Source organism: Streptomyces sp. NPDC002853 (assembly GCF_053591915.1).
In genome coordinates this window covers 21778-41697 of the sequence record NZ_JBSFUS010000021.1, presented here as the reverse complement: position 1 = coordinate 41697, position 19920 = coordinate 21778, and the positions used below count along the sequence as shown (strand labels likewise).

Sequence of the window (19920 nt, the reverse complement as noted above, 5' to 3'; positions counted from 1 at the left end):
CAGGAACAGTCAAACACCGTGCATGAAGTGAAACATGATGACTGAGGAGACACCTGAAGAGATGACTGAAGAACAGAGGCTGATGGCCGATCAGGAGCCGGTGACCTGATAGGTCGTCGAGGCCTGCTCGTAGAGCCGGTCCACCTCGTCACGCTCGGACTCGGGCCCGCGGATCTGCACGACGTGGTACTTCCCGCCGACAATCATCGCGAGATTGCGTACGAAGACCTCGCCGCCGCCCGGACCCTGCCAGGTGAACTGCCCCTCCCCCATGACGCGTCCGCCCACGTCGATCCGGCGCATCCCGGAGGACTCCGCCCAGGTCGAGTCACGGAAGGGCTGCAGCTCGCGCTCGTGCTCGCGCTGGTACTTCATGGGGTCGCTGCCGTACTCGTCCGTGCCGTCCCGTCCCGGCACGACGATCAGTTCGAAGTCGCCCTTCGTGTAGACGACCTGCCCCCGCCCGTTCTTGGGCTGCCGGTCCCAGCCGCTGGCGACGGCTATCCGGAAGCCCTCGGCGTCCTTGCGCAGCGTGAAGCCCTGCGGCACCTCGGGCCCGCTGGTCTGCGGCTTCTGCGAGCTGGGGCTCTTGTCCGGCTTTCCGCTCGGCTCATCGGACTTGCCGTCCTCGCTGGGCCGCGTGCTCGCACTGCTGCCGGGGTCGGGCGCCTGGCTGGTGCCGGGGTCTCCGGCGGAGCCCGCGCGCTCGCTGCCCTCGTCCTCCTTCGACTTGGGCATGAAGACCATGGCGTACGCGATCGCCGCGGCGAGGCCGACCAGGATGAGCAGGAGCAAGAGGCGCCCGAGGGAACGTGGCCGCCCTGATCCGTTCCGCCTGGGCCCGGGCCTGGGCGCCGGGGCTGTCCGCTCCGGCATGGGCGTGGCGGCCGTCCGCCGTGTCATGGCCTCGGCGACTGCCGGCGGCGGCCCGGCTGCACGCCCTCGCTTGTGTTTGTGCTTGCGGCGCCCGTTCTGCCGGGAGTTCGGGGTCGCGGCGGGTGCGGGGGCGCGCCGCTTCTTGCGGCGTACGAGATCACCGCGACGGCGTACGACAGGAAGCCGCCGGGCGTCGAACGGCGGCGCGGGCACGACGTTCACACCGGCTTCCGGCTCGGGCGCCGAGCGCACCAGGGACCGCAGCCAGCCGCTCAGTTCCTCGATGTCGAGGCGCTCGGTGGGGTCCTGACGCAGCAAGGACTCGACGACGGGCCGCAGCGCACCGCACTCCTCCGCGAAGGCGGGCGGCTCCGCGCACACCAACTGGACGAGTTCGAAGGTGCTTTCCTCCGGGTAGGGCGCGTGGCCCTGCACGGCCCGGAACAGCAGTGCGCCCAGGGCCCAGAGGTCGGTGGCGGGCCCGATGGGCGGGGCGAGCTGCCAGTTCTCGTGCACGGGGCCCGCCTGCTCGGGCGCCCAGCGCTCGGTCACGCCTCCGACCACGGTCATCCGCGCGTGCCGGGCCCGCTCCGCGGCAAGGGCGGTGGCGGGCCCACGCCGGGCCCCGCTCCGCTCGGCGACGAGGGCGTCCCAGTAGCTGTGGCCGGACGATGCGGAGGTGGCGGGGGTCGTGGGGGCGGGAACGGGCGCGGGGGCTTGGCCGGGGGCCGGTGCGGCGTGGCCGGTGGTGGCCCCCATCCTGCCGCCGGGCCCACCACGGCCGCGCCCGCTCTCGTCGGACCGCGCACCGCTCTGCTCCGGTACCCCGCCCCTGCTCGGCTCCTCGGGGGCGTAACCCCTGGCAGGCCCTCCGGTAGGGCCTCCACCAGCCCCTCCGGCAGGCCCTCCAGCGGGCCCTCCAGCACGCTCGATGCCCGCGCCCGTGCCCGCGGCGGGACTCGTGACCCCCGGGCCTCCGCCCCTCGGCACCGCTCCGTGCCACGGCTTCGTACCCGCGACGCCGTACGGGTCCAGGATCCGACCGGCGGCCTCGGGCTCGGCCTCACCCCGGCCGTGCGGTCCCTCGCCGCTCCTCGGCCCCGGCAAGTCCGAGCCCCGGCGCCCCTCGTCCTCGCTCACCCGCGCCGCGGCACGCGCCCCGGCGCGATACGCGGCTATGGCGCTGGTCCGTGCCGACCGCGCGCCACCTCCGGGCTCCGGGGCGGGGGCCGGGGCCGGGGTCGGGGTCGCCTCGATCGCGGGCTGCCCTCGCGAGGGGCCGGAGTCGTCGGATTCGTGCGCCTCGTAGGCGTCTTCGGTGTCTTCGGCGTCATCGCGCTCAACGGGCTCGGGCGCCCCACCAGCCTCGGCCCCGGCACCCGCCTCCCCGCCCTCGAACCCCGCGAGGAACTCCTCGGGCCGAGGGTCGTACCCGCACAGCGCCTCTTCCGCCGCGCCCGCCGCGAGGCCCGTGAGGACCACCCGGCCGTCGTCGCAGAGCAGGACCGTGCGCGCGGTGATGTTCCGGTGGACCCAGCCGTGCGCGTGCAGCACGCGCAGCGCCGTCACCACGTCCGACGCGACCTCCGCCGCTCGGTACGGACTCAGCGGCCGGTCCGCGAGCAGCGCGGCCAGCGGCCTCGCCGCCACCAACTCGCTGACTATCCACAGCGAGCCGCCCTCGGCGAACACGTCGAAGACCTGGTCGAGCCGTGGGTGGTCGGGGATCTGCGCGGCGGCCTGTGCCGCCTCTATCGCGCGGCGCACCGCCGGATCCGAGGGCCGACGCGTCGTACGCGCCGACGGCCGCCGTACCGCCCCCGCGCTCACGAAGCCGGCCGGAAGCTCCCCTTCCGGGAGGTTGCGCTCGTCGAGTTCGAGTACTTCCGCGTCGACGACCTCGGGCAACGGGACCTGCCTGACCAGGACTTCCTGCCCGCTGTAGGTGTCAAAGGCCCGCGTCTCGGCGAGTTCGTACTCATCCGCGGGAGGCAGGGGGAGGCGATAGCGGTCGGCGAGTACCCGCCCCGCGTATTCGTCCACGACGCCTCCCCCGTCCGCCCGGTGGTCAATTCCGTTCGCCTTGCGCCCTGTTGCGGCTGCGTACCGTCCGCAAGCACTCACGATACGTGCCGGAGGCAAACCCCATCGAGGGGATGCGAGATCTCACCGGCACGTTCCGCGGAGTCCGGCTACTTCTTCGGCTCGAACGTCTTCGTGAAGGTCCGCCACGTGTCCTTGCGCTCGCCGCTGTCCCACTTGGCTGCCTTGGCCGTGTACATGATTCCGTAGCCCTGGTGGTCGTTGACGACGGTGCCCCGGTCTATCGAGCGGTACTTCGTGCCGCCGTCGACGTACGTGAACTCCCAGTCGGCCGTGTTCCAGCCGCGGTAGTCGGCCTTCTCTATCCGGATCCGCTTGTACTGCGAGCGGACCATGTACGACTCCTGCTTCTTCCAGTCGGCCACGGGGTCCGACTTGGGGGTCGGGGTCCAGCCGATCAGCAGCTTCTGCCCGTCCGGCCCGGTGAAGCGGGCGCCCGCGGCACTCGTGGACTGGTACTTCCAGCCCTTGGGCAGCCCCACCGAGAATCCCTGGGAGTGCTTGTACGTCGACTCGGCCGCGTCCCCCGGCTCCTTGCCGGAGCCGTCGTCGCCGTCGCCGCCGCTCCCGCCCGGATCCTGGCTCTCGCCCTCACCAGGGCTCGCCCCGGCGTCGGTTTCCTCGTCGCCCTTGCCCTTGCCCTCGTCGGCGCCGTCGTCCTGCCCGGCGCCCTTGTCGTCCTGCTCCTTCTCGCCGCTGCCCGCGGTCGCCCCGCTGGACGCGGCCTTGTCGCCGCCGTTCTTGCTGTCCCGCGCACCGCCGTCGTCCCCGTCGCCCAGCGCGAACGCGAGCACCGTTCCGATTACCGCGAGGGCGAGGGCCAAGGAGAAGATCACGAGGGTGCGCCGGGGCACCACGTCGGTGAGCGAGGCCTTGGGAGGCGTCGAACGCGGCGTCGCCGGAGCGGAAGAGGAAGCGGAATAGGGTGAGGTGGTCGAGGAGTTGGCGCGAGCGCCCGAGGCACCGGCGCCTGCAGCCCCGGAGCCTGCTCCAGGACCAGCCGCCCCGGAACGCGAAGGCTTGCTCCCGACCGCCCCAGAAGCCGAGCCGGAACGGGCTCCTGAGCCGGAGCGGGCACCAGAGCCAGTACCTGAGCCAGAACCGGAACCGGAAGCAGATCCGGAACCCGAACCGGAACCGGAACCGGAGTCAGCAGGCGAAGCCGAAGAGGTAGAACCGGAAGCAGCTGCCCCGGTCCCCGCGGCACCCGCCCCCGCACCCCGCGCGGTAGCCGCAGCCGCGGCCTTCCGCGCCGACCGGAGCGCGCCCTTCAGCCGCGCGGCGGCCTCCTCGCCCTTCCGACCGGAGTCCCCGGAGGACCCGGCGGCCCCGCCGGCACCGGAACCCCCGGAAGTCTCAGCCGTACCCGCCGAACCAGAAGCCCCGGCAGCCCCAGCAGCACCCACAGCCCCGGCACCGGCAGCTCCGCCACCGGCCGCAGCCGATCGACCGGAGATTCCCTTGCCCTTGCCGAACCGCTTCGCCATCCCGGACGCCGGCGGCACCGGAGGCAACGGCACGACCTTCGTCGCGTCCACCGGCTCCGGCTCGTCCTTGACCTCCGGCGCGTGAATCACGTCGAGCAGGAGCGCCCGCGCACCCGCGTCGTCGAGCCGCTGCTCGGGGTCCTTGGCGAGCAGGCCGTAGATGACCTTCTCCAACGGCCCGGCGTTCGTCGGCTGTTCGACGTCCTCGGTCATGACCGCGGTGAGGGTCGCGATCGCCGACCCCTTGTCGTACGGAGGTACGCCCTCCACGGCCGCGTACAGCAGACCGCCGAGCGACCACAGGTCGGCGGCCGGGCCGGGCTTGTGCCCGCGCGCCCGCTCCGGCGAGATGTACGAGGGCGCGCCGACGAGCATGCCGGTGGACGTGATCGACGGGTCGCCCTCGACCTGCGCGATGCCGAAGTCCGTGAGAACGACCCGCCCGTCCTCGGCGATCAGCACGTTCGACGGCTTCACGTCACGGTGCAGGATGCCCTCGCGGTGCGCGGACCGCAGTACGTCGAGCACGGCGAGCCCGACCTCGGCCGCGCGCCTCGGCGTGAGCAGCCCGTCCTCGCGGATGGCCTCGGCCAGGGACTTGCCCTCGACCAGCTCCATCACGATCCACGGCCGGTCGTCCTCGTCGACCACGTCGTACACGGTCACCGCACTGGTGTTGCGGATCCGCGCGATCGCCTTGGCCTCACGCAACGTACGCGTGATGAGCCGGCGCTTCTCGTCCTCGTCGATGCTCGACGGGAAACGGAGTTCCTTCACCGCGACCGTACGACCGAGTGTCTCGTCCTTGGCGCGCCAGACGGTTCCCATTCCGCCGCGGCCGAGCACTTCTCCCAGCCGGTAGCGCCCGGAGAGGAGACGTTCGCTCTTGTCCTGACGGGACTGACCCGTCTTCTCCGCGTCCGACATGCGTCCCCTCTGCTGCTACCGCTGCTACCCGCGCAACCCGCCCTGACAGAGCCTCCATTGTCCCTTACTCGGGGACTGGTCTACGCCCAGGGTCCGACGTCCCTCATGATGGGCTCCGCACAAGGAGGGACCGCCATGCCCAATACACGGACACTGCTGGCCATACCCCTTGCGGTGGCCCTCATCGGCCTGGCTTCCGCCAGTGCGCCACCGGCTGCCAAACCGGCCACGGACGCCACTCTTCCGTTGCTCGTCACCCGAGGCAAGGCCCCCGCCGCGGCACTGTTGGCCCGCGAAGTCCCATGGTCAACGACCGTGCCCGGAGCCCCGGATCCCCCACCGGACCGGCAGGCGACCCAACGGCCCCTCTGGCACTTCGCCCACGCCAACCGGCCCGCAGACGACAAAAGCGACGTCGAAGCCACTCGCATCCGCCGCGCCGAGCACTTCCGCGCGGGCAGCATCACCAAGACATTCATCGCGACGGTCATCCTTCAACTCGCCGCCGAACACCGCCTGTCCTTGTCCGACCCCGTGAAACGTCATCTGCCCGGTCTCGTCCGCGGCAATGATCTCGACGGGCGCACGCCCACTCTGCGCGCCCTGCTCACCCACACCAGCGGCCTCGCGGACCACACCACCGGCGCCAAAGGCCTCGTCCCCCTCACTCCGGCGCAAGCGGTCCGCACCGCCCTCGCCCTCCCCGCGACCACCCCCGGCCGCTGGTCGTACTCCAACACCAACTACGTCGTCCTGGGTATGGTGATCAAGCAGGTCACCGGCCGTTCGTACGCCTCGGAGACCGCGCGCCGGATCATCACCCCCCTTCGCCTGTCCGGCACTTCCTTCCCCGGCACCCGCACCACGCTCCCGTCGCCACACGGCCGCGCGTACACGAGCGGAGGCCGGGACGTCACCGCCCTCAACCCGCGCGTCGCGGGCGCCGCCGGGGAGCTGATCTCCACGCTCGCCGACCTGGACCGCTTCTACGCCGCCCTGCTCACCGGCCGGCTGCTCCCCGTGCCCCAGCTCCGCCAGATGCTCAACACCCATACCGCACAAGGCCACTACGGCATGGGCCTCTTCCCGCAGAAGCTGCCCTGCGGCACGACGGTCTGGGGCCACAACGGCCGCATCAGCGGAAGCTACGTACGCACCGCCGCCACCCGCGACGGCGGCCGCGTCCTCACCTTCCGGGTCAACACGGACCGGCTGGCCGACCCGGCTCTCGAACGGACACTCCTGGCGGCACAGTTCTGCCCGCGCCGGAGCGTCGCCACGGCTGCCCCCTAGAGGGGAACGATGTCCGGCGCCCCCAGCCTCGCCGCGTCCGCCGTCAGGTCGTCCGGCTGCCGCTGCGACTCCCGCTCGGCCTCCACTCGCTTCTCGTAGTGCTGGACCTCTCTCTCCACCTGGTCCTTGTCCCAGCCGAGGACCGGCGCCATCAGCTCGGCGCACGCCCGCGCGCTGCGCGTGCCCCGGTCGAACGTCTCGATCGAGATGCGCGTGCGCCGGGTCAGCACGTCATCCAGGTGCCGGGCCCCCTCGTGTGACGCGGCATAGACGATCTCGGCGCGCAGATAGTCGTCCGCGGCGGGCAACGGTTCGCCCAGGGTGGGGTCGGCGGTGACGAGGGCGAGGACCTCTTCGGCCAGTGAGCCGTACCGGTTCAACAGATGCTCGACCCGGACCACATGAAGCCCGGTGCGGGCCGCGATCCTGGCGCGCGCGTTCCACAGCGCCTTGTACCCCTCGGCGCCGACCAGCGGAATGTCCTCGGTGACGCAGTCGGCGACCCGCTGGTCGAGGCCGTGCACCGCCTCGTCCACGGCGTCCTTCGCCATGACGCGGTACGTCGTGTACTTGCCGCCCGCGATGACCACGAGACCCGGTGCCGGATGCGCCACCGTGTGCTCGCGCGACAGCTTGCTCGTGGCGTCCGACTCACCGGCGAGCAGCGGCCGCAGCCCTGCGTACACCCCTTGGACGTCGTCCCGTGAAAGGGGCACCCCGAGCACCGAGTTCACGTGCTCCAGCAGGTAGTCGATGTCGGCGCTGGACGCCGCGGGATGCGCCTTGTCGAGATCCCAGTCGGTGTCGGTCGTGCCGACGATCCAGTGCCGCCCCCACGGGATGACGAAGAGGACGCTCTTCTCCGTCCGCAGGATCAGCCCGGTCGTCGAGTTGATCCGGTCCTTGGGTACGACCAGATGGATGCCCTTGGACGCCCGAACGTGGAACTGTCCCCGCTCCCCGACCATCGCCTGCGTGTCGTCCGTCCACACCCCGGTGGCGTTCACCACCTGCTTGGCCCGGACCTCGTACTCCCCGCCGCCCTCGACGTCCTGGACCTTGGCCCCGACGACGCGCTCGCCCTCGCGCAGGAAACCCGTGACCCGCGCGCGGTTGGCGACCTTGGCGCCGTACGCCGCGGCCGTGCGCACGAGGGTCGCCACATAGCGCGCGTCGTCCATCTGCGCGTCGTAGTACTGCATGGCCCCCGTCAGTGCGTCCTTCTTCAGGCACGGGGCGACGCGCAGGGCGTGACGCCGGGTCAGGTGGCGGTGCATGGGCAGGCCCCGGCCGTGTCCTCGGGACATCGACATGGCGTCGTACAACGCGACGCCCGATCCGGCGTAGATGCGCTCCCAGCCCTTGTGCTGCAAGGGATACAGGAACGGCACCGGCTTCACGAGGTGGGGGGCGAGCCGCTCGAGGAGCAGGCCGCGCTCCTTCAGCGCCTCACGCACCAGCGCGAAGTCGAGCATCTCCAGATAGCGCAGGCCGCCGTGGATCAGCTTGCTCGACCGGCTCGACGTGCCCGACGCCCAGTCCCGCGCCTCGACGAGGCCGGTGGACAAGCCGCGGGTCACGGCGTCGAGTGCGGTGCCCGCACCGACCACTCCCGCGCCCACGACCAGGACATCCAGCTCCCGCTCGGCCATTTCCGCAAGTGACTCGGCACGCTCCGCCGGTCCCAAGGTCGCTGTCCTCACCGCTGCCTCCCGTGTGCTGTCGGGTGTGGTCGCGCTCACATCATGCCCAGATTCTGGCCGGGTCCGCTGAGTTCAGCCGCCGCCTGTGGACAACACTCCGACGCCCGGCGCAGCGCAATGCCGCATATCGGTCATATTTACTCCTAGTCTGACATTGCGCTGGTCCACCTTGTCCACAGGACTTGCGCGCTCGTCCCGCTCCGGCTATTGGGAGGACGGCCCACCGCCATGCCCGCAGATCTCGCCGTCATCGGTCTCGGCCACCTCGGCCTGCCCCTCGCCCAGGCCGCCGTCTCCGGCGGCATCGCCACCATCGGCTACGACCCCGCCCGCGCCGTCGACCTGGCGAGCGGCCGCCTGCCCTGCGACGGCGCCGAGGGAACCCTTACGGCCGCCGATGTCCGCCGGATGCTCTCCGGGGGCTTCAGGCCCACCACCGATCCGGTCGAGCTCGGCCGAGTGCGCACCGCGGTCATCTGCGCTCCCACCCCTCCGGCGGCCGACCGCAGCCTCGACCTGAGCCAGGTGGCCGAAGCCGCCCGGGCCCTCGCCGCGCGGCTGCGCCCGCACACCACGGTGATCCTCGAGTCACCCGCTTACCCCGGAACCACGGAGGAATTCCTGCGCCCCATCCTCGAAGAGGGCTCAGGCCTGCGCGCGGGCCGCGACTTCCACCTCGCGCACTCACCCGGCCGCCTCGACCCGGGCAACCGCACCCACGGCTACGCCGGCACCCCCAAGGTCATCGGCGGCCTCACCCCGGCCTGCACCGAATCGGCCGCCGCCTTCTACGGCCGCCTCACCGACAAGGTCGTCCGCGCGCGTGGCCCACGCGAGGCCGAGACAGTGCACCTCCTGGAGACCAACTATCGGCACGTGAACATGGCCCTGGTCAATGAGATGGCCGTGCTCTGCCACGACCTGAGCATCGACCTGTGGGACGTCATCCGTTGCGCCGAGACCAAGCCCTTCGGCTTCCAGGCCTTCCGCCCGGGACCCGGCGTCGGCGGCCACGGCGTCCCCCTGGACATCCCCGGCCCCGGCCGCGGCGCGCACCCCTTGCGCATGGTCGAACTGGCCCAGCAGGTCAACGACCGCATGCCCCGGTACGTGATCCAGCGCTCGGCGACCCTGCTCAACGAACACGGCAAGTCCGCCCGCGGCGCCCGCGTCCTGCTCCTCGGCGTCACCTACAAGCCCGACCTCGCCGACCAGCAGGGCTCCCCCGCCCAGGAGGTCGCGACCCGCCTGATGGAGATGGGCGCCGCCGTCAGCTACCACGACCCCTACGTGCCCAGCTGGAGCGTCCTCGGCCACCCCGTCCCCCGCGCGGACTCCCTCTACGAGGCGGCGGCCGACGCCGACCTGACGATCCTGCTCCAGCACCACCGCACGTACGACCTGCAAGGTCTGGCCGTGAAGGCCCAGCTGCTGCTCGACACCCGCGGCGCGACCCCGGCGGGCGCGGCCCACCGCCTCTGACGCACACAAGAAGGGCCCCGGTACGCATACCGGGGCCCTTCTTGAGAAGCAGTAAACGAAAGCAGTCGATCAGCGCTTGTGCTGCGCGTCCGCGACCGTCACCTCGACGCGCTGGAACTCCTTGAGCTCGCTGTAGCCCGTCGTCGCCATCGCGCGGCGCAGCGCCCCGAAGAAGTTCATCGAGCCGTCCGGGATGTGCGAGGGACCGCTGAGGATCTCCTCCGTCGTGCCGACCACACCGAGGTCGACGCGCTTGCCGCGCGGCACGTCCTCGTGGACGGCCTCCATGCCCCAGTGGTGGCCCTTGCCGGGCGCGTCCGTGGCGCGCGCCAGCGGGGAGCCGATCATCACCGAGTCGGCGCCGCAGGCGATGGCCTTGGGCAGGTCGCCGGACCAGCCCACGCCGCCGTCGGCGATGACGTGCACGTACCGGCCGCCGGACTCGTCCATGTAGTCGCGGCGGGCGGCCGCGACGTCCGCGACGGCGGTGGCCATCGGCACCTGGATGCCCAGGACGTTGCGCGTGGTGTGCGCGGCGCCACCGCCGAAGCCGACGAGGACACCGGCCGCGCCGGTGCGCATCAGGTGCAGCGCGGCGGTGTACGTGGCGCAGCCGCCGACGATCACCGGCACGTCGAGCTCGTAGATGAACTGCTTGAGGTTGAGCGGCTCGGCCGCGCCGGAGACGTGCTCGGCGGAGACGGTCGTCCCGCGGATGACGAAGATGTCGACACCGGCGTCCACGACGGCCTTGGAGAACTCGGCGGTGCGCTGCGGGGAGAGCGCGGCGGCGGTGACCACGCCCGAGTCGCGCACCTCCTTGATGCGCTGCTTGATCAGGTCGGCCTGGATCGGCGCGGAGTAGATCTCCTGGAGGCGACGGGTCGCGTTGTCGGTGTCCAGCTCCGCGATCTCGTCGAGCAGCGGCTGCGGGTCCTCGTACCGCGTCCACAGGCCCTCGAGGTTCAGGACGCCGAGGCCGCCCAGCTCACCGATGCGGATCGCGGTCTGCGGGGAGACGACCGAGTCCATCGGCGCCGCCAGGAAGGGCAGCTCGAAGCGGTAGGCGTCGATCTGCCAGGCGATCGAGACCTCCTTCGGGTCGCGGGTACGACGGCTCGGCACGACGGCGATGTCGTCGAAGGCGTACGCCCGGCGGCCGCGCTTGCCGCGCCCGATCTCGATCTCAGTCACGTGGGTGGCCCTTCAGCTTTCTTCGGTACTTCGCACTTCTTCGGCACTTCGGCACTCGGTCTGCCGCTCCAGTATCCCCGACGCGCACAAAGGGGGCGGCCCGGGGAATCCGGACCGCCCTCCACGCGCGCGTGGAACGCTGTCAGCGCCTCTCGGCCTGGGTGACCGTCAGCGCTTGTTCGTGTAGTTCGGCGCTTCGACCGTCATCTGGATGTCGTGCGGGTGGCTCTCCTTGAGGCCCGCCGAGGTGATCCGTACGAAACGGCCGTTCCGCTGGAGCTCCGGCACGGTCTGGCCGCCGACGTAGAACATCGACTGGCGCAGGCCGCCGACCAGCTGGTGCACGACCGAGGAGAGCGGGCCGCGGTAGGGCACCTGGCCCTCGATGCCCTCGGGCACCAGCTTCTCGTCGGAGGCGACGCCCTCCTGGAAGTAGCGGTCCTTGGAGAAGGACTTGCGGTCGCCGCGGGTCTGCATGGCGCCCAGCGAACCCATGCCGCGGTACGACTTGAACTGCTTGCCGTTGATGAACATCAGCTCACCCGGGGACTCCTCGCAGCCGGCGAGCAGCGAGCCCAGCATGACCGTGTCCGCGCCGGCGACGAGCGCCTTGGCGATGTCGCCGGAGTACTGCAGGCCGCCGTCGCCGATGACCGGGACGCCGGCCTCCTTGGCGGCGAGCGACGCTTCGTAGATCGCCGTTACCTGGGGTACGCCGATACCGGCGACGACGCGCGTCGTACAGATGGAGCCCGGACCGACGCCGACCTTGATGCCGTCGACACCGGCGTCGATGAGGGACTTGGCGCCGTCACGCGTGGCGATGTTGCCGCCGATGACGTCCACGCCCGAGGCGTTCGACTTGATCTTGGCGACCATGTCGCCGACCAGGCGGGAGTGGCCGTGCGCGGTGTCGACGACGATGAAGTCGACGCCCGCCTCGATCAGGGCCTGGGCACGCTCGAAGGCGTCGCCCGCGACACCGACGGCGGCGCCCACCAGGAGGCGGCCCTCGCTGTCCTTGGCGGCGCCGGGGTACTTCTCGGCCTTCACGAAGTCCTTGACCGTGATGAGGCCCTTGAGGATGCCGCTGTCGTCGACGAGCGGAAGCTTCTCGATCTTGTGGCGGCGCAGCAGCTCCATGGCGTCGACGCCGGAGATGCCGACCTTGCCGGTGACCAGCGGCATCGGCGTCATGACCTCGCGCACCTGGCGCGTGCGGTCCGACTCGAAGGCCATGTCGCGGTTGGTGACGATGCCGAGCAGCTTGCCCGCCGGGTCGGTCACCGGGACGCCGCTGATGCGGAACTTGGCGCAGATCGCGTCGGCCTCGGCGAGCGTCGCGTCCGGGTGCACCGTGATCGGGTCGGTGACCATGCCGGACTCGGAGCGCTTCACGAGGTCGACCTGGTTGGCCTGGTCCGCGATGGAGAGGTTGCGGTGCAGCACACCCACGCCACCCTGCCGCGCCATGGCGATCGCCATGCGGGACTCGGTGACCTTGTCCATCGCCGCGGACAGCAGCGGGACGTTCACGCGCACGTTCTTCGAGATGAGCGAGGAAGTGTCGATCTGGTCCGGCGCCATGTCCGACGCGCCGGGCAGCAGCAGCACGTCGTCGTAGGTCAGCCCGAGCGTCGCGAATTTCTCGGGCACCCCAGTCGAAGAACCGCCGTTTGCAGTCATGACACCTTCCCCAAATGGCCTTGATCGGTGCGGATGTCCATGCTAACGGGAACGAAGGGTGTCTCATTCCACGATCAAGATCATCGATCAGGTTTGTACGTTCATACGTCACGAACGGTCGCCGAAGACGCTCGCCGGGCGACCGGCGATCGTCACTGCTCGGCCAGTGCCCGCAACCGGCTCAACGCGCGATGCTGCGCGACCCGCACAGCACCCGGTGACATGCCGAGCATCTGCCCGGTCTCCTCGGCCGTGAGCCCGACCGCGATCCTCAGGAGCAGCAGCTCGCGCTGGTTCTCCGGAAGGTTCGCCATGAGCTTCTTGGCCCATGCGGCATCGCTGCTGAGCAGCGCCCGCTCCTCGGGGCCGAGGGAGTCGTCGGGCCGCTCGGGCATCTCGTCCGACGGCACCGCGGTGGATCCGGGATGGCGCATCGCGGCGCGCTGGAGGTCGGCGACCTTGTGCGCGGCGATCGCGAAGACGAAGGCCTCGAAGGGGCGCCCCGTGTCCTTGTACCGCGGCAGCGCGAGCAGGACCGCGACGCACACTTCCTGCGCCAGGTCCTCCACGAAGTGCCGCGCGTCGCCGGGCAGTCGGGAGAGTCTGGTGCGGCAGTACCGCAGGGCCAGGGGGTGTACATGCGCCAGCAGATCGTGCGTCGCCTGCTCGTCACCCTCGACCGCGCGAAGGACGAGGGCACCGATCACCGTCGTCTTGTCATCGCGCATCGGTCCATGGTGCCTTGGCGCCGATTGATCCGTGGCACCACGTCCGTAGTTGTGCACCGAAGCGTTATGAGCAGGTGCGCCGGAACTCATCTCGTGCGCCCTCCCCTCCCGCTCGACCGACCTGTCCCCGAGGAACTCCACCCCTCAAGGATGCGGCATCGGCGGCGAAGCAACGGCAACCGCTCCCGCGAGGGGGAGCGACGGGCGTCCGTCACCCCGCCCACCACACGGCGGGCGGGGATCGCCGTGCCCGCACGGCGGCACACCTATCGGACCAGGCCCCAGCGGAAACCGAGCGCCACGGCGTGCGCGCGGTCCGAGGCGCCGAGCTTCTTGAACAACCGCCTGGCGTGGGTCTTGACCGTGTCCTCGGAGAGAAAAAGCTCACGTCCGATCTCGGCGTTGGACCGGCCGTGGCTCATGCCCTCGAGCACCTGGATCTCCCGCGCGGTGAGGGTGGGCGCGGCGCCCATCTCGGCCGAACGCAGTCTGCGCGGAGCCAGTCGCCACGTCGGGTCGGCGAGCGCCTGGGTGACGGTCGCGCGCAGCTCGGCGCGCGAGGCGTCCTTGTGCAGATAGCCGCGGGCACCGGCGGCGACCGCGAGTGCGACGCCGTCGAGGTCCTCGGCCACGGTGAGCATGATGATGCGCGCACCGGGGTCGGCGGACAGCAGCCGCCGGACCGTCTCCACACCGCCCAGACCGGGCATGCGTACGTCCATCAGAATCAGGTCCGAGCGGTCGGCGCCCCAGCGGCGGAGGACTTCCTCGCCGTTGGCCGCCGTCGTCACACGCTCGACGCCGGGCACGGTCGCAACCGCGCGGCGGAGCGCCTCTCGGGCAAGCGGGGAGTCGTCGCAGACGAGGACGGATGTCATGACTGTCCTCCGCGGCTCTCACAGCTGCTGCGCGTCACCTTGAGCCTCCAGGCTGGTACATATTCGTCACCTGTGCGGTTGACGCTCTCGGACATCTGCCCGAGCGCTTGTTCTTTCAACCGCCTCGCACTCTCAACGACGGTCACCCGAAAGAGTTACGGGGCGGTCGGCCACGTTCGGCACTCTACGTGAGGGCGCGGACACAGAGCAGACAGCGCAAGAGACCCTCAACCTTTCATCACAACCTATGCCCCATTTAGCCCTCTTCCTTCCCTTTTGCTGGTGTCTGTGGCTAGATTTTCCAATGAGTCATATTTTCATCTCCTTAGACAGTAGATGTACGGTCGTGGGCACCGTATCCGCGCAGAACGGCTACCAGGAGACAAGCAATGGCAGATTTCTCCCGCCTTCCCGGACCGAACGCTGATCTCTGGGACTGGCAGCTCCTCGCGGCCTGCCGCGGGGTCGACAGCTCGCTCTTCTTCCACCCCGAGGGCGAGCGGGGCGCGGCACGCAGCGCGCGTGAGAACTCCGCCAAGGAGGTCTGCATGAGGTGCCCGGTACGCGCGGAGTGCGCTGCTCACGCCCTCGCGGTACGGGAGCCGTACGGCGTGTGGGGCGGGCTCACCGAGGACGAGCGCGAAGAGCTCATGGGCCGCGCGCGCAACCGCCTGGTCACCACTTCCGCCCCCGCGGCGTCGGCCTCCCACGGCGGCATGGTCACGCACACCTGAAGGAACGTTTCTTCAGGGAACGCTCAGCGCTCCGCGGCGCGCGCGAGGTGGTCGAGCGTGGCCGCCACAGCGGGCACCCGAGCCAGATCCGGCAGGGTGAGCGCGACGATCTCGCGCTGGACGGCAGGCTCCACCGTCACTGTGCGTGCACCCTTGGGGCGAACGGACTCGATGGCCAGTTCGGGCAGCACCGCGACCCCGAGGCCCGCTCCGACCAGGCCGATCACCGCCGGATAGTCATCGGTCGCGAAATCGATGCGGGGCACGAAGCCCGCCCCTTCGCAGACCTCGACCAGCTGCCTGCGGCAGCGCGGACAACCCGCGATCCACGGCTCGTCGGCCAGTTCCCCGATGGCGACCGACTCGGCCTTGGCGAGCCGGTGCCCCTCGGGCACGAGACCGACGAGCCGGTCGGCGAGAAGAGGGCGTACGACCAGGTCGTCCCACTCCTCGGCGGCGGACGCGCCGTCGTAGCGGAAGGCGAGCGCCACGTCGCAGTCGCCCTCGCGCAGCATCTCGACCGAGCGCGGCGGTTCGGCCTCCACGAGTGAGACACGCGTACCGGGGTGCGCCGCGCGCAGGGCGGCAAGCGCGCTCGGCACCAGCGTCGAGCTGCCGCTGGGGAAGGAGACGAGGCGGACGCGGCCCGCCCGCAGGCCCGCGATCGCGGCGACCTCCTCCTCGGCGGCCGTCAGGCCCGCCAGAATCCCGGTGGCATGCCGGACCAGGGCTTCGCCCGCCTGGGTCAGGCGCATCTCGCGGCCCGTGCGGATCAGCAGGGTCGTGCCCGCGGAGGCTTCGAGAGCCTTCATCTGCTGGCTGACGGCGGGCTGGGTGCAGCCGAGCTCGCGCGCGGCGGCGGAGAAGGAGCCGCTGGCGGCGACCGCACGCAGGACACGGAGATGACGGGCCTCGATCATGGATCAAGCATAAGCGACGCTTGGATCAGTCGCCCAATAATGCGTCGACGCTTTGAGCGAGCTCGCCTAGCCTTCCGCCATGAAGCTTCTTTCCGTGAATCTGGGCCGGTTCAAGGCCGTGGACTACACCGACGCCCCGTCGGGCGGCACCGGCATCGACAAGCAGCCCGCCGAAGGGGCCGTACGGGTGTCGGCGCCCGGCCCCAAGGGCGTCGGCGGAAGCGGCCTTGCCGGGGACGAGGTCTGCGACACGCGGCACCACGGCGGCGACGACCAGGCGGTGTACGCCTACGCGCGCGAGGACCTCGACGCGTGGGAGCAGCTGCTCGGCCGCACGCTGCCCCACGGCTCCTTCGGCGAGAACCTCACGACGTCCGGCCTCGACGTGAGCGGCGCGAAGATCGGCGAGCGCTGGCGCGTCGGCCCCGACCTGCTCCTCGAGGTGACCTCGGGCCGCATCCCCTGCCAGACGTTCCAGGGCCACCTCGGCGAGACGAAGTGGGTCAAGCGCTTCACGCAGCGGGGGCTTCCCGGCGCCTATCTGCGGGTGCTCGAACCGGGCGAGATCCGCGGCGGGGATTCGATCGACGTCGTGCACCGGCCGGAGCACGACATCACCGTCGCCCTCCAGTTCAGGGCGGTGATGACGGAGAAGCACCTGCTGCCGAGTCTCCTCGCCGCCGGGGACGCGCTGCACCCCGAGTTGACCGAGACGGCTCGGGCGTATGCGCGCAAGTACGGCGCGCGGACGCCGTAACTGGCCATCTGCCGTGCCGACTTGAAGGGGCAGCAGGTCAAGGGACCGTCCGGGCGACACAGGGCGCCCCGGATCTCACTAGCCTTGGGCCATGACTACGGCTCTGATTACGGGATCGACCGCCGGTATCGGCGCGGCCTTCGCCCGGCGGCTCGCCGGTGACGGCCACAACCTGGTCCTGGTGGCACGGAACACCGAGCGGCTGCGGGAGCAGGCGACCGAACTGCACGACCGGCACGGCATCGAGGCGGAGGTGCTCACCGCGGACCTCGCGACCGACGACGGGATCGCCGCCGTCGAGAAGCGCCTCGCGGACCGCAGGAACGCGGTCGACCTCCTCGTGAACAACGCCGGGTTCGGCAACAAGGGCCAGTACCTGGAGGTGCCGATCGAGGAAGAGCTGACGATGCTCAAGGTGCACTGCGAGGCGGTGCTCCGGCTGACGTCGGCGGCGACGGAGTCGATGCGGGAGCGGGGCCGCGGTGGCGTCGTCAACGTCGCCTCGGTGGCGGCGTTCGTGCCGCGCGGGACGTACGGCGCGTCGAAGGCGTGGGTCGTGCAGTTCACCCAGGGGGCGGCGAAGGACCTGGCCGGTTCCGGGGTCCGGCTGATGGCCCTGTGCCCCGGCTTCGTACGGACCGAGTTCCACGAGCGCGCCGGGATGGGGACGTCGAACATCCCCAAGTGGATGTGGCTCGACGCGGACAAGCTGGTCGCGGCGGCGCTGGCCGACCTGTCGCGGGGCAAGACCCTGTCCATCCCGGACCCCCGCTACAAGGCTCTGATGGGCGTGGTGAAGGTGACCCCGAGGGCACTGCTGGGGGGCGTCACGTCACGGACGGGACGGAAGTACGGTCCGCAGTAGAGGCTCTCGCGGGGGCGCCCCGTAAGGGGCGCGGGGAACTGCGCGACGAGCCACGACGGGCCCGCGCCGGAGAACGCACGGAGGCCCGGCACCCCGAAGTGGGGTGCCGGGCCTCCGTTTCAGCTACGCGCCGGCGTCAAGCGGGGTCAGTGCGAGTGACCGTGCCCGTGACCGGCGTCCGCCTCTTCCTCGGCCGGCTTCTCGACGACCAGGGTCTCGGTCGTCAGCAGCAGCGAAGCGATGGAGGCGGCGTTCTCCAGCGCGGAGCGCGTGACCTTGACCGGGTCGATGACGCCGGCCTTGACCAGGTCGCCGTACTCGCCGGTCGCGGCGTTGAAGCCGAAGCCCTTGTCGAGCTCGGCGACCTTCGAGGTGATGACGTAGCCCTCGAGGCCGGCGTTCTCGGCGATCCAGCGCAGCGGCTCGACGGCGGCGCGGCGGACGACCGCGACACCCGTGGCCTCGTCGCCGGTCTTGTCGAGGTTGCCCTCGAGGACCTTGACGGCGTGCACCAGAGCGGAGCCACCACCGGAGACGATGCCCTCCTCGACCGCGGCGCGGGTCGCGGAGATGGCGTCCTCCAGACGGTGCTTCTTCTCCTTGAGCTCCACCTCGGTGGCGGCGCCGACCTTGATCACGCAGACGCCACCGGCGAGCTTCGCGAGGCGCTCCTGGAGCTTCTCGCGGTCCCAGTCGGAGTCCGTGGCCTCGATCTCGGCCTTGATCTGGTTGACGCGACCCTCGACCTCGGAGGCGTTGCCGCCACCGTCGACGACCGTGGTGTCGTCCTTGGTGATGGTCACGCGGCGGGCGGTGCCGAGCACGTCGAGACCGACCTGGTCGAGCTTGAGGCCGACCTCTTCGGCGATGACGGTGCCGCCGGTGAGGGTGGCGAGGTCACCGAGCATGGCCTTGCGGCGGTCACCGAAGCCGGGAGCCTTCACCGCGACGGCGTTGAAGGTGCCGCGGATCTTGTTGACGACCAGGGTCGACAGGGCCTCGCCCTCGACGTCCTCGGCGATGATCAGGAGCGGCTTCGAGGCGTTGGTCTGGATGACCTTCTCGAGCAGCGGGAGCAGGTCCTGGATCGAGGAGATCTTGCCCTGGTGGATCAGGATGTACGGGTCGTCGAGGACGGCCTCCATACGCTCCTGGTCGGACACCATGTACGGGGACAGGTAGCCCTTGTCGAAGGCCATGCCCTCGGTGAAGTCCAGCTCAAGACCGAAGGTGTTGGACTCCTCGACGGTGATGACACCGTCCTTGCCGACCTTGTCCATCGCCTCGGCGATGAGCTCGCCGACCTGCGGGTCCTGGGCGGACAGACCGGCGACGGCCGCGATGTCGGCCTTGTCGTCGATCGGGCGCGCGGTGGCGAGCAGCTCCGCGGAGACGGCCGCGACGGCGGCGTCGATGCCCTTCTTCAGGGCGGCCGGGGAGGCGCCGGCGGCTACGTTGCGCAGGCCTTCCTTGACCAGGGCCTGGGCGAGCACGGTCGCGGTGGTGGTGCCGTCACCCGCGATGTCGTTGGTCTTGGTCGCCACCTCCTTGACGAGCTGCGCGCCGAGGTTCTCGTACGGGTCCTCGACCTCGACCTCACGGGCGATGGTGACGCCGTCGTTGGTGATGGTGGGGGCGCCGAACTTCTTGTCGATGACGACGTTGCGGCCGCGGGGGCCGATCGTCACCTTGACCGTGTCGGCAAGCTTGTTGACGCCGCGCTCGAGGGCGCGACGGGCGTCCTCGTCGAACTTCAGGATCTTCGCCATGGGAGCGGTTCAGCCCTCTCGAAAACTCGGGTGTAAACGAACTGCGCCCCTCGCCGCCCGGCAATCAGCAGCGGGGTGACCAGGGGCGCAACTCAAAAGCAAATCTGGTGAAGCAGGTGAATTACTTCTCGACGATCGCGAGCACGTCGCGAGCCGAGAGGACGAGGTACTCGTCGCCGTTGTACTTCACCTCGGTGCCGCCGTACTTGCTGTACAGCACGACGTCGCCGACCTTCACGTCGAGCGGCAGGCGCTCGCCGTTCTCGAAGCGGCCCGGGCCCACGGCGAGGACAGCACCCTCCTGGGGCTTCTCCTTCGCGGTGTCCGGAATGACCAGGCCGGAGGCCGTGGTCTGCTCGGCGTCGAGCGGCTGGACCACGATGCGGTCCTCGAGCGGCTTAATGGCAACCTTGGAGCTGGCGGTCGTCACGATCCGGTCTCCCCCTTCGGAGATCTACGGGGTTAACAGTCTGGGGTGGCGACCAGGTGGATCCGTCGTCGCGGGTGCCGGACCTGCC

General features: G+C 70.6%; 15 protein-coding genes. 5 read left to right on the top strand and 10 right to left on the bottom strand.

Translation table 11 applies throughout. From position 1 onward, the window contains the following. Window positions 1–90: 90 nt before the first annotated feature. Together ACWD02_RS40180 and ACWD02_RS40175 are read right to left on the bottom strand one after the other, a co-directional pair. Window positions 91–2919 carry a protein kinase gene (locus ACWD02_RS40180; RefSeq protein WP_451221066.1) on the bottom strand — a complete coding sequence of 943 codons (2829 nt, stop codon included), beginning with the start codon at window positions 2917–2919 and terminating at the stop codon, window positions 91–93. Window positions 2920–3068: 149 nt separating this feature from the next. Then, window positions 3069–5393, bottom strand: a complete 2325-nt coding sequence (locus ACWD02_RS40175) for a serine/threonine-protein kinase (RefSeq protein ID WP_451221063.1) — start codon at window positions 5391–5393, stop codon at window positions 3069–3071. A 135-nt stretch (window positions 5394–5528) separates the two neighbouring features. On the opposite strand from ACWD02_RS40175, the gene ACWD02_RS40170 reads away from it, so the two are divergent. After that, the gene (locus ACWD02_RS40170) at window positions 5529–6686 is read left to right on the top strand and encodes a serine hydrolase domain-containing protein (RefSeq protein WP_451221060.1); all 1158 of its coding nucleotides are present in this window, start codon (window positions 5529–5531) and stop codon (window positions 6684–6686) included. Here the strand turns inward: ACWD02_RS40170 and ACWD02_RS40165 are convergent. Then, on the bottom strand, window positions 6683–8389 hold the full coding sequence (locus ACWD02_RS40165; protein ID WP_451221057.1) for a glycerol-3-phosphate dehydrogenase/oxidase: 1707 nt from the start codon (window positions 8387–8389) through the stop codon (window positions 6683–6685). The two genes, ACWD02_RS40170 and ACWD02_RS40165, sit on opposite strands and share 4 nt — an antisense overlap. A 228-nt stretch (window positions 8390–8617) precedes the next feature. Between ACWD02_RS40165 and ACWD02_RS40160 the strand changes: the two genes are divergently transcribed. After that, a complete protein-coding gene (locus ACWD02_RS40160) occupies window positions 8618–9871 on the top strand; it encodes a nucleotide sugar dehydrogenase (protein WP_363208752.1) in 1254 nt (417 codons plus the stop codon). A 69-nt stretch (window positions 9872–9940) separates the two neighbouring features. Here the strand turns inward: ACWD02_RS40160 and ACWD02_RS40155 are convergent, their stop codons facing one another. From ACWD02_RS40155 to ACWD02_RS40140, 4 genes are all read right to left on the bottom strand, one after another. Then, a complete protein-coding gene (locus ACWD02_RS40155) occupies window positions 9941–11065 on the bottom strand; it encodes a GuaB3 family IMP dehydrogenase-related protein (RefSeq protein WP_451221054.1) in 1125 nt (374 codons plus the stop codon). A gap of 168 nt (window positions 11066–11233) precedes the next feature. Beyond that, window positions 11234–12751, bottom strand: coding sequence for an IMP dehydrogenase (gene guaB, locus ACWD02_RS40150; RefSeq protein ID WP_451221051.1), 1518 nt, complete (start codon window positions 12749–12751; stop codon window positions 11234–11236). A 152-nt stretch (window positions 12752–12903) separates the two neighbouring features. Then, window positions 12904–13479, bottom strand: a complete 576-nt coding sequence (locus ACWD02_RS40145) for a sigma-70 family RNA polymerase sigma factor (RefSeq protein ID WP_363208749.1) — start codon at window positions 13477–13479, stop codon at window positions 12904–12906. Window positions 13480–13745: 266 nt separating this feature from the next. Beyond that, the gene (locus ACWD02_RS40140; RefSeq protein ID WP_003948568.1) at window positions 13746–14357 is read right to left on the bottom strand and encodes a response regulator transcription factor; all 612 of its coding nucleotides are present in this window, start codon (window positions 14355–14357) and stop codon (window positions 13746–13748) included. Between the two features lie 389 nt (window positions 14358–14746). On the opposite strand from ACWD02_RS40140, the gene ACWD02_RS40135 reads away from it, so the two are divergent. Then, a complete protein-coding gene (locus ACWD02_RS40135; RefSeq protein ID WP_451221048.1) occupies window positions 14747–15091 on the top strand; it encodes a WhiB family transcriptional regulator in 345 nt (114 codons plus the stop codon). 23 nt (window positions 15092–15114) lie between these two features. Here the strand turns inward: ACWD02_RS40135 and ACWD02_RS40130 are convergent, their stop codons facing one another. After that, the gene (locus ACWD02_RS40130) at window positions 15115–16011 is read right to left on the bottom strand and encodes a LysR family transcriptional regulator (RefSeq protein WP_451221045.1); all 897 of its coding nucleotides are present in this window, start codon (window positions 16009–16011) and stop codon (window positions 15115–15117) included. A 79-nt stretch (window positions 16012–16090) separates the two neighbouring features. Between ACWD02_RS40130 and ACWD02_RS40125 the strand changes: the two genes are divergently transcribed. Further along, window positions 16091–16768 (top strand): MOSC domain-containing protein, encoded by a 678-nt coding sequence (locus tag ACWD02_RS40125; protein WP_451221042.1) that lies wholly within the window; start codon window positions 16091–16093, stop codon window positions 16766–16768. 91 nt (window positions 16769–16859) lie between these two features. Continuing rightward, entirely contained in the window at window positions 16860–17633 is a 774-nt protein-coding gene (locus tag ACWD02_RS40120; protein ID WP_451221039.1) for an SDR family NAD(P)-dependent oxidoreductase, read from the top strand. Between the two features lie 146 nt (window positions 17634–17779). Here the strand turns inward: ACWD02_RS40120 and groL are convergent, their stop codons facing one another. Together groL and groES are read right to left on the bottom strand one after the other, a co-directional pair. Then, a complete protein-coding gene (gene groL, locus ACWD02_RS40115; RefSeq protein WP_451221036.1) occupies window positions 17780–19402 on the bottom strand; it encodes a chaperonin GroEL in 1623 nt (540 codons plus the stop codon). 121 nt (window positions 19403–19523) lie between these two features. Next, window positions 19524–19832, bottom strand: a complete 309-nt coding sequence (groES, locus tag ACWD02_RS40110) for a co-chaperone GroES (protein WP_006347174.1) — start codon at window positions 19830–19832, stop codon at window positions 19524–19526. Between the last annotated feature and the right edge of the window lie 88 nt (window positions 19833–19920).

Excerpts from the sequence above, each read along its gene's own strand:
- ACWD02_RS40140 (WP_003948568.1), bottom strand. The coding sequence starts at position 14,357 with ATGACATCCGTCCTCGTCTGCGACGACTCCCCGCTTGCCCGAGAGGCG.
- groL (WP_451221036.1), bottom strand. The coding sequence starts at position 19,402 with ATGGCGAAGATCCTGAAGTTCGACGAGGACGCCCGTCGCGCCCTCGAG.
- ACWD02_RS40120 (WP_451221039.1), top strand. The coding sequence starts at position 16,860 with ATGACTACGGCTCTGATTACGGGATCGACCGCCGGTATCGGCGCGGCC.
- guaB (WP_451221051.1), bottom strand. The coding sequence starts at position 12,751 with ATGACTGCAAACGGCGGTTCTTCGACTGGGGTGCCCGAGAAATTCGCG.
- ACWD02_RS40125 (WP_451221042.1), top strand. The coding sequence starts at position 16,091 with ATGAAGCTTCTTTCCGTGAATCTGGGCCGGTTCAAGGCCGTGGACTAC.
- ACWD02_RS40135 (WP_451221048.1), top strand. The coding sequence starts at position 14,747 with ATGGCAGATTTCTCCCGCCTTCCCGGACCGAACGCTGATCTCTGGGAC.
- ACWD02_RS40130 (WP_451221045.1), bottom strand. The coding sequence starts at position 16,011 with ATGATCGAGGCCCGTCATCTCCGTGTCCTGCGTGCGGTCGCCGCCAGC.
- ACWD02_RS40160 (WP_363208752.1), top strand. The coding sequence starts at position 8,618 with ATGCCCGCAGATCTCGCCGTCATCGGTCTCGGCCACCTCGGCCTGCCC.
- ACWD02_RS40175 (WP_451221063.1), bottom strand. The coding sequence starts at position 5,393 with ATGTCGGACGCGGAGAAGACGGGTCAGTCCCGTCAGGACAAGAGCGAA.
- ACWD02_RS40170 (WP_451221060.1), top strand. The coding sequence starts at position 5,529 with ATGCCCAATACACGGACACTGCTGGCCATACCCCTTGCGGTGGCCCTC.
- ACWD02_RS40145 (WP_363208749.1), bottom strand. The coding sequence starts at position 13,479 with ATGCGCGATGACAAGACGACGGTGATCGGTGCCCTCGTCCTTCGCGCG.